This is a genomic window from Treponema sp. Marseille-Q4130 (genome assembly GCF_014334325.1).
Classification (GTDB): domain Bacteria; phylum Spirochaetota; class Spirochaetia; order Treponematales; family Treponemataceae; genus Treponema_D.
The window spans coordinates 295,892-304,703 of record NZ_JACSET010000001.1; the positions used below are offsets into that span (position 1 = coordinate 295,892).

An 8,812-nucleotide genomic window follows, 5' to 3' on the forward strand; every position below is an offset into this window, starting at 1 on the left:
TGATAAGAGCCGAAGTATCTCGTTTCGGCAGCTTCGATTTTAGCGTCGGGAGCGATCTTTGCGGAACAGGCGGAAGCAGTATGGCTGAATCGGTAAAAAAATCGTTTTTGCTCATTCCCGCATATATCGGGATTACGGCGTGTTGTATCGTCGTCGGCGAACTTGCCTATATGGTGTATTTCAATACGGCGCATCTTGTCGCCGGCCGCCCGATCGAATTGTTCAACGCATATGCGCTTGTCCGCGGTTTTTTTATCGTCGTGCCGGTTTTCATCCTTTTGTCGCCGCTGTTTTTAAGTTTGTACCGTATCCGCCATTCGGGTGGCGGTTTTTTGCCGGTTCTTGTCTACATCCTTTTGTGTGCGGCGACGTGGATGGTTCTTTTGCCGCTTTTTATCGAATTCAAATGGAAAGCCGAGCGGACATTGCCGCCTTCGCCGAAGAACTCACTCACTGCCGGATATTTTCGCCCCTATGCCGGAGGTATCGCCTATCTGCCGCACGATGTATCGGTTACCGAACCTGCGGCCGTCGTGCTTACAAGCGCAGGCGATGAAAACGCGGTGTTTTTTACCCCTATCGATATAAGCGCTATGAAAGCCGAAAGCGCGCCCTTTGCCGACATCCTCATCCGTGAAACGGTGCCCTCCGTTCCCGCGTGGATCGTAGGCGGCATGGATATGATCGAACTGCATGCGGAGCTGGCGTGGAAAAGCGGACGTTTTGCGTGGCTCGGTTTTTTGTCGTTTGCGCTTGCGCTCTGTTCGACGTATGCGGTTTCGTTTTGCAGCGATTGGCGACTCGTCAGTATTTTGTATCTCCTGATAATGGACGGCGGCGTCCTGTCGTTCAATCTTTTGTATTATTCGGAATATTTCAAACACTTGCGGGAAGCGGGTGCTCCGCTCGTAAATGCGCTTACGTTTTTTGCGCGATCGGGCGATCCGCTGCTCATCTGCATCAATGTAAGCGTCGCGATCCTGTGCATAGCTGTCGGGTGCCTGGCTGCAGCCGTCCGCGCAAAGCACCTTGCGAGGGCGAGGTAAGCGCTTATGAAACGTGTGCTGCAGATTTTGATCGGCTATCTTCTCTTTTGTTTTTGCGTGTGTATGGCGTTCCGATTTTTTACAGGAACCCTGCCGCTTCTCATTGCGAAAACCGAAACGATCTACCGGTTCTACAGCGGGCTCGAACTTTTTTGCCGCATTCTTCCCGCCCTCTCCGTGACGGGCTTTGTCATCGGCTACGCCGTTTCGTTCGGACGAAACCCCTCCGGCAGCGAACGGCGGTTTTCCCAAGCGATGTTCCGCCGCTATAGAAGCGTCGTCGTCACTTCGCTTGTTCTGTCCCTCGTTTTGACTGCGGCGTCGGAAATCGGAACGCCCGTTTTATCCGCCAAGCAAAAACAGCTCGAGCGCATGCCGCTTCTCGTGCAGGAATACGTCCGTGTCGGACGGCAGGTCGAACAGGCGGGTAGGGGAGCGCTTGCGTACCGTTACGCGGAGCTCGCTCTTAAAATCGATCCGTCTTCCCCCGACGCGCTCGCACTTTCCCGCGATACCGAAATCGCTTCGCGCGAAGCGCACGATGCCGCACGCGTCCCGGTCCGCCGGACAGCGAATGCCCCCGTGAGCGAAGAAGGCTATACGGTGCGGGAACTTCGCGCGCTCGCCGAAAAAGCGTATGCCGAAAAAAAATACTTCGATGCGCACTACTGGGCGCAAAGCGCCGTATCGATTACGACGCCGCGCGATACGAATTACACAGAGCTGCAGCGCATAGCCGCGGATGCATGGAATGCGCTTTCCTCTTCGGACTTACCCGCCGCGACCGACGAGCAAAAAATCTATGCGCGAAAACTTTCCGGCTATGCGGCGCTGGTCGAAGGCGACAATCTCAAAGCGTATTATATCTTCCGGACGCTTTCGCTTGCATCGCGCGAAAATGCGAACGATCCCGATATCGTGCGCTACCTCGCGATCGCACATGCGCGGCTCGACGCCGAATATTTTTTTATCGACGAGATTATCGATGCGAAGGAATTCGAAACGGCGGGCGATGTGCATTTTTCACTAAAAAAAGACGACGGCTCGACATCGATCGTCTACATCAAAGGCATTACTCCGGTAAAAGGCTCCGGCGGCGTTGTGCAATATCTGCGCTCCCTTTCGATTTTTTCCCTCGATGCAAAAGGAACGTACACCGGCAGCATCTACGTGCCCTATGCAAAAATGCGCCAAGTCTCTTCCGCCGATTTCGACACGGAGACGAAGCGCTCGCTCGGCATACCTGACGCTGCGCGCTTCGTTCCGTACATCCTGCTCCGATCGGTCGACAGAGATACGGAAGGAGTGACGGTTGAGCCGCTCTACCGCTATGCTTTGTCCGACAAAAAAGGCGGAAGCGATCAAATCGTGCTGCCGCTGTCATACGAAGATTTTTTGCTGCTCACCGAAGTTTCCCGCGGTGCCGAATACATGAATATGATTTCGCTCTTCCGCTTTGTCGGAAACGGTCGCCGCTTCGGTTATTCCGACGAAGTGTTCGGGCAAGTGCTTTTGAACCGTATACTCTATCCGCTGTTTATGCTGATCCTCTTCATCTGGTTTGCGGCGTTCGCGTGGAACTACCGGATCGGCGAAACGATTCTGTTTAAAACATCGTGGATATTCGCATTTCCGTTTTTTTCCGTACTCGCCCACGTTTTGTACGGAGTGCTCCAGTGGCTCTTTAAAATTATCAATTACGTATTCATCGGTATTGCAGGCGCGTACTGCCTTCCGCTCGGAGCGGGCGTATATGCCGTCATATTGATAATCGTGTCTCTCGTGTTTTTGGCTCGCAGCGAGGGATAAGCGGTCGTGAAGTTAATACGATTGGGAACTTTTTAAAACTCCGATTTTTAGAGGTGGCTTTTAAAATTATCGTCATATTGACTAAGCTATAAAAAATAAGATACAATAAGCTTCCCCGTATTGTAAAACGGCGGCTGCTCACCGACGTTTTGTGTTCGACGGCGCGATGCATCGTTATCGGACACGCATACTTTTATTTTGTAGGATTTTATTATGGATACGATTTTTGTAAAAGCGCAGGATATAAAACGCGCATGGTACGTGATCGACGCTGCAGGTAAGCCGCTCGGCCGCGTCGCCGCAAAAGCCGCCTCACTCGCGCGCGGCAAACACAAGGCTTCGTATGCGCCGAATCAGAATACGGGCGATTACGTCGTCATCATCAACGCCGACAAAGTTGCCGTTTCCGGCGGAAAAGAGCAAAAGAAAATGTACTACAATTATACCGGTTTTGTCGGCAACCTTAAACATTTTACGTTTGAAAAACTGCTTGCCCGCCATCCGGCCGAGCCTCTCGAACGCGCCATCAAAGGTATGCTTCCGCATAACCGGCTCGGTCGCGTGCTCTTCGAAAATGTAAAAGTATATGCAGGCGCGGAGCATCCGCATAAAGCGCAGAATCCTCAGCCGCTTGAAGTTTGATCAGGAGTTTCAGTATGGTAAAAAATTTGGCAATCGGTACGGGTAGAAGAAAGACTGCGGTCGCGCGTGTTTTCGTGCGTGACGGCTCGGGCAAAATCGTCATCAACGGAAAAGAGCCTAAGGATTATTTTATCACCGATGAACAGGTGCAGATCGTCCGTCGGCCGCTGCTCGTCACGTCGAACGACAACAAATACGATATACTCATCACCGTTCAGGGCGGCGGTATGAACGGACAGGCTGCGGCTTGCCTTCACGGCATTTCGCGCGCCCTCGTTCAAATCGATCAGGATTCCCGCACTGCGCTTAAAGCGAACGGCTACCTGACACGCGATTCCCGTATGCCGGAACGAAAAAAATACGGTCAGCGCGGCGCACGCAGAAGATTCCAGTTCAGCAAGCGTTAAGCTGTGGTCGTTTCGGAAACGAAGCAGGTGTCCTCCGGTTGTATAAAAATCACGACTGAAGAGGGACCTGCTTTTTTTATACGCAAAGCGTATTTGACACACGTTGCCCCCGAAGCGATTTGTTGCGGCAGCGTCTTTTCCGGTGAAGATGAAGAAGACATCATCGATGCGGGATTTTGTTACGCCGCGGAATCGAAAGCGCTTTCGTATTTGGCGAGGGCGGAACAGTCGCGCTTTAATTTGACGCGGAAACTCGGGGCAAAAGGTATCGAAAAGCGCCATATCGAAAAGGTGCTCGATTACCTCGAACGCGAAGGCTCTCTTTCCGATACGCGCTTTTCCCGTGCGTGGCTCAATGCAAGAAAAATCAATCATTTGGAAGGAAGGTCGCGCCTCGCTTCGGAGCTCGCGTTCCGCGGCGTCGCGCGGGATGTCGCCGATGCGGCGCTCGACGAATTCTTTTCGGAAAATTCTGAAGAAGCGATCTGCAAAAAAGCGCTCGAAAAATGCAATCGACGCCGCATGCGGGAAGATAAAATTATCGCCTATCTGATGCGTCACGGCTTTTCGCAAAAAACGATACGTGCGGCTGCGAAGGAAAGCTCTTTGTAGCGGGAAGTGTGTTTTGAAAAGCAGGCAGCTGGGGAGGGCAGTGCGTTTTACGGAAAAGGTGCTTTGGCGAGCTGCGTGTTTTAACGCCGTGATTCGCTTTTCGTGCCGGACGTGTAAGTATCGACTATCAATCAAAAATTATCAAATTATCAAAAATCTTCTGGACAAAAATATGCGGAAAACATATAATATTTGCGCATAAAAATGCGTTTCGGCGTATGATTTTGGCAGAGGTATTATTTAGGAGGCATATATGAAAGTATCGGACAATCGCGTTTTGTCGAAAATTGCGATTTTATCTGTGTGTGCGGCTATGATGCTCGCTGTGGGCTGCGGCAGCGGCACGAAAGTCAAATGGGACTACCAAGCGGACGTCGTCATCATCGGAGCCGGCGGCGCGGGTTTGCCCGCGGGACTCAAAGCGATCGAAGACGGCGCATCCGTTTTGTTCGTGGAAACGAACTGGGATGTCGGCGGACACGCGGCGGTGAGCGAAGGCCAGCTTCACTCGGGCGGCAGCACGGTTTCTCAAAAAGAATGGGCTATCGAAGATTCGGCCGACCTGTACTACTACGATCATACCAGAGGTCAAGCGGTCGATTCGCGCTTTAACGAATTTTCCCAAGTGCGTTCCGTTGCGAACAGCATGGCAAAAGCATACGACTTTATCTTAAAGAACGGCGTTAAAGTATTGGAAATCGAACCGATGGTTCGCAACTACTATCGCGACGGCGGATCGGATCCGGACAGCGTCGGACGCATGACGTACTCCGACAGCGGCGAATGGAAAAACGAATACACCGGCACGACGGCTGCAGGCGTTGCGGTTACCCGCCCGCTCGAAAAATCGCTGCGCGACAAAGGTGCGAAATTCCTTTTGAACTACCACATGGACAAAATCTACCGCGAAGGCGTTCAATCCGGAAAAGTATTGGGTGTACAGGCAAGCTATACGCCGCACATTTTGCCCGGCGAAAGCACACCGCTTACGAGCCTTATGACGGAAGGAAATATCGACAACACGAAAAAAACGCTGAATATCAAAGCGAACAAAGCCGTTATCATCGCAACGGGTGGTTCGACCGGTAACGTGCAATTCCGCACGATGTTCGACCCGCGCCTCGGCCCCGAATACGACGGACTCGGCGGTATGCCCTTCTCCGATCAGGATGCATCGGGTGAAATCGCCGCAATGGAAATAGGGGCTGCTCTTATGTCGCTTTCGTCCTATCAAATGACGGAAGGCGGCGCGCAGATGAAAGCTCCGAACCGCATCGGCTGCCAGTACGGCTACGGCCGCGGCTTTATGAAAGACAGCAAACTCTGGGCGCTTTCAAGAGCGACCGGTATTGAAATGGATCTCAACAGCATGATCGTCGTCAATATGCTCGGCCAGCGCTTTGCCAACGAAGACGATTACCGCGGAGTATTCCCCGGTCCCGAATATCAGCGCTTTTTTAACAGCGCCGCATCGAGCGTATTTATCGACGCGGACGGCGACGGAAATGCCGAATGCTACGGCGGCCCGGTATGGGCTATCGTCGACGACGCGGCCGCAAAACGCAACGACTGGGTTATGGAACAGGGCGTTCTCGACTTCGAAGGCGGCTATGCGTTCAAAGCCGATACGCTTGAAGAGCTTGCACAAAAAGTCGTCAACAAATACTACGAAAACATCAAGATGGATCCCAAAACCCTCGTCGACACGGTTAACCGCTACAATTCGTTTGTCGCGGCCGGAAAAGACGGTGATTGGGGAAAAACCACGCTTCAAAACCAAATCAAAACCGGACCTTTCTACGCGCTGTGGGCTGTATCGAACATCCACGATACGCTCGCCGGTTTGCGCGTTGACGACAAAATGCAGGTTGTCGATTTGCACGGAAAACTCATTCCGAATCTCTTTTGCGCGGGCGAATCCGCCGGCGGTATGAGAGTGCACGGACTCGGCCGCGTTATCACGGCGGGCTATATCGCCGGCCGCTCGGCCGCTTCCGTCGATAAAGACGGATTTGCGACGGCGAGCACGGCTCTCGATCCCGCATTTGCAGGAGCCGAAACGAACTACAAGACGAAGACCGACAAAGCTTCGTTCTTTGCGCCCCGCGGTTCCACGCGCGCAACGAAAACGCAGTCCGAAAAAGAAGCCGAATTGAAGGCGATCGCAGCCGGTCAAAAAACGACTGCGGCATCCGGTTCCATCTTCAACTATACGAGCATGTCGGGAGCCGCGAACAACACCTTTACGGGCGCGTCCGACAAGGGTATGGGCGGAACGGTTCGCGTACAGATCACCGTTAAGGGCGGCAAGATGACGGACATCAAAGTGATCAAACACTCCGAAACGCCCGGCATCGGCCCCGAAGCGATCGCGAAGTTGACCGAGCAGGCGCTCCAAAAACAGAGCGCGAACCTCGATACGGTTTCCGGCGCGACGATGACGTCGACCGCTTTCAAAGAAGCGCTCGCGACGGCTATGAAAAAAGCCGGTTTAATAAAATAAATTTTTAAACATTGACTTTGCGGCCGCATATCGTGCGGCGTAAAGAGATGTACGAAGAAATGTACGGCGGTTCCGATTCGTTCGGCCGCCGTATTTTTTTATATGAAACGGTTGGAAGATATCAGGTTTTGAAAAAATCGTGTAGAAAACACGACATTGAATCCGATATGAATATGGGGCTGTCCAAGAAGTTATTGCCAACAGCAGTAAGGACAGCCTTTTTTTGTGAAAGGTTCGATTTTCGATTTTTTTGAACGTCGTTTTTTTGTTTTAAACGTTCATCATTCGGGCAAGCTGCTTAAAGTCATATCCAATCATCAATAATCCCCATTCAGTTCCCACTTTTTCATTCCCACGAAGATAAAATCTCCTAAAGTGTAAATTGCCTTTTATCTGTCCAAACACAGTTTCACATTCAGTTGAACGTTTTTTCATAAGTCGTTTGTATTCATCAGTCGAAAGAAGTTCCTTTACTTTTGCTTTCTGTTCAAGCCAGTGTTCGTTTCTCTGAACCATACGGCCGTATTCAGATTTTGTACACAGTGCTCGGAATGGACATCCTTCGCAATTATCACACCGGTAGACTTCATAAGTTTGCATATAGCCCGATTCATTTTTCTTCGTTACGGTCTTTTTGTAGGGGACCGGATTTCCACACGGGCAGGTATACTCTTTCTGTTCTGCGTCATACTTCCAGTTTTCAGCATTAAAGATTTTCTTCTTGAAACTCCTCTTTGTTTCTTTTTCATAACTTGGGTATTTTACAACCCCCATAATTTCTTTTTCTTCAAGATAATCATAATTCTCCTCGCTCCCATAACCGGCATCTGCAATAACTGTTTTAAATGTACATTTTAATCGATTCTGAACATTTTCAAGATGAGGGATAAAGGTTCTTGTATCTGTTGGATTTGGAAAAACATCATACCCTATGACAAAATTGTTCTCCGTCCCGACCTGGATGTTGTAGCCGGGCTTGAGCTGCCCGTTGAGCATATGATCTTCTTTCATTCGCATGAAAGTTGCCTGTTCATCTGTTTTTGAGTAACTGTTTCTGCCCTTGAAGGTCGCCTTTGCCTTTTCGTACTTTGTTTTGCGTGGAAGGTAATCAGTTTCTATCTGTCGTTTTGCCTTTTTCAGTTTTTTTTTACGTCTTTTGATGCTTCAGCATCAAGGTTATTTATTTCGGCAAGTCTCTGTTTGATTTTTTCGGTTGCTTCCTTTATATCTTCGCTTGTTACAGCATCATCATTTCCTGTTTCTGCAAAATCCTTATCCCCGTAAACTTGATCTTCTTTACGAGTGATTTCTTCTACATCATTCAGAAATACCTTGAGCTTCTCATCGAGCTTTTTCTCGTTTTTCTCAACAGCCTTTTTCCAGACAAAGGTGTATTTATTTGCAGCACTTTCGATTTTTGTTCCGTCTACAAAATAGTTCTCAAGACTGACATAGCCTTTTTTATTCAGGAGCTGTACCGTCGCGATAAAGATTTCTTCGATTGAGTCTTTTAATTTTTCACTTCGGAATTTATTAATTGTCCGGAAGTCCGGTTTCTGAAATCCTGTCAGCCACATTACCTGTACATTTTCACGGCACTGCTTTGCAATCTGCCGTGAAGAATAGGTTCTTGTCATGTAGCAGTAAATCAATAGCTTCACAAGCATCACAGGATTATAACGGCTTGCTCCGCCTCCTTTCGTATATTTTGCAAATACTTCTTCTATCCCAAGCTCGTCTACTGTTTTACTAACAATTCTTACAAAATGATTTTCCGGTACAAGTTCTTCCAG

Annotated in this window: 8 protein-coding genes; 6 read left to right on the forward strand and 2 right to left on the reverse strand. The window is 50.0% G+C overall.

The window, feature by feature from the left end; all coding sequences use genetic code 11:
• Window positions 1–80: 80 nt before the first annotated feature.
• The 6 genes from H9I36_RS01215 to H9I36_RS01240 all read left to right on the forward strand — a co-directional run bounded on the left by H9I36_RS01215 (window position 81) and on the right by H9I36_RS01240 (window position 7,019).
• Window positions 81–1,046: a hypothetical protein gene (locus H9I36_RS01215; protein WP_187383563.1), complete on the forward strand. Its 966-nt coding sequence runs from the start codon at window positions 81–83 to the stop codon at window positions 1,044–1,046.
• 6 nt (window positions 1,047–1,052) lie between these two features.
• Window positions 1,053–2,855: a hypothetical protein gene (locus tag H9I36_RS01220; protein ID WP_187383564.1), complete on the forward strand. Its 1,803-nt coding sequence runs from the start codon at window positions 1,053–1,055 to the stop codon at window positions 2,853–2,855.
• Window positions 2,856–3,068: 213 nt separating this feature from the next.
• Complete coding sequence (rplM, locus tag H9I36_RS01225; protein WP_187383565.1) at window positions 3,069–3,497, forward strand: 50S ribosomal protein L13; 429 nt, start codon at window positions 3,069–3,071, stop codon at window positions 3,495–3,497.
• A 14-nt stretch (window positions 3,498–3,511) separates the two neighbouring features.
• On the forward strand, window positions 3,512–3,904 hold the full coding sequence (gene rpsI / locus H9I36_RS01230; RefSeq protein WP_187383566.1) for a 30S ribosomal protein S9: 393 nt from the start codon (window positions 3,512–3,514) through the stop codon (window positions 3,902–3,904).
• A gap of 27 nt (window positions 3,905–3,931) precedes the next feature.
• On the forward strand, window positions 3,932–4,516 hold the full coding sequence (locus H9I36_RS13005) for a regulatory protein RecX (protein ID WP_187383567.1): 585 nt from the start codon (window positions 3,932–3,934) through the stop codon (window positions 4,514–4,516).
• A gap of 253 nt (window positions 4,517–4,769) precedes the next feature.
• The gene (locus H9I36_RS01240; RefSeq protein ID WP_187383568.1) at window positions 4,770–7,019 is read left to right on the forward strand and encodes an FAD-dependent oxidoreductase; all 2,250 of its coding nucleotides are present in this window, start codon (window positions 4,770–4,772) and stop codon (window positions 7,017–7,019) included.
• Between the two features lie 270 nt (window positions 7,020–7,289).
• On the opposite strand, the gene H9I36_RS01245 is transcribed toward H9I36_RS01240, so the two are convergent.
• Together H9I36_RS01245 and H9I36_RS01250 are read right to left on the reverse strand one after the other, a co-directional pair.
• On the reverse strand, window positions 7,290–8,030 hold the full coding sequence (locus H9I36_RS01245; RefSeq protein WP_187383569.1) for a transposase: 741 nt from the start codon (window positions 8,028–8,030) through the stop codon (window positions 7,290–7,292).
• Between the two features lie 125 nt (window positions 8,031–8,155).
• A partial coding sequence (locus H9I36_RS01250) for a transposase (RefSeq protein ID WP_187383570.1) occupies window positions 8,156–8,812 on the reverse strand: 657 nt, incomplete at its 5' end.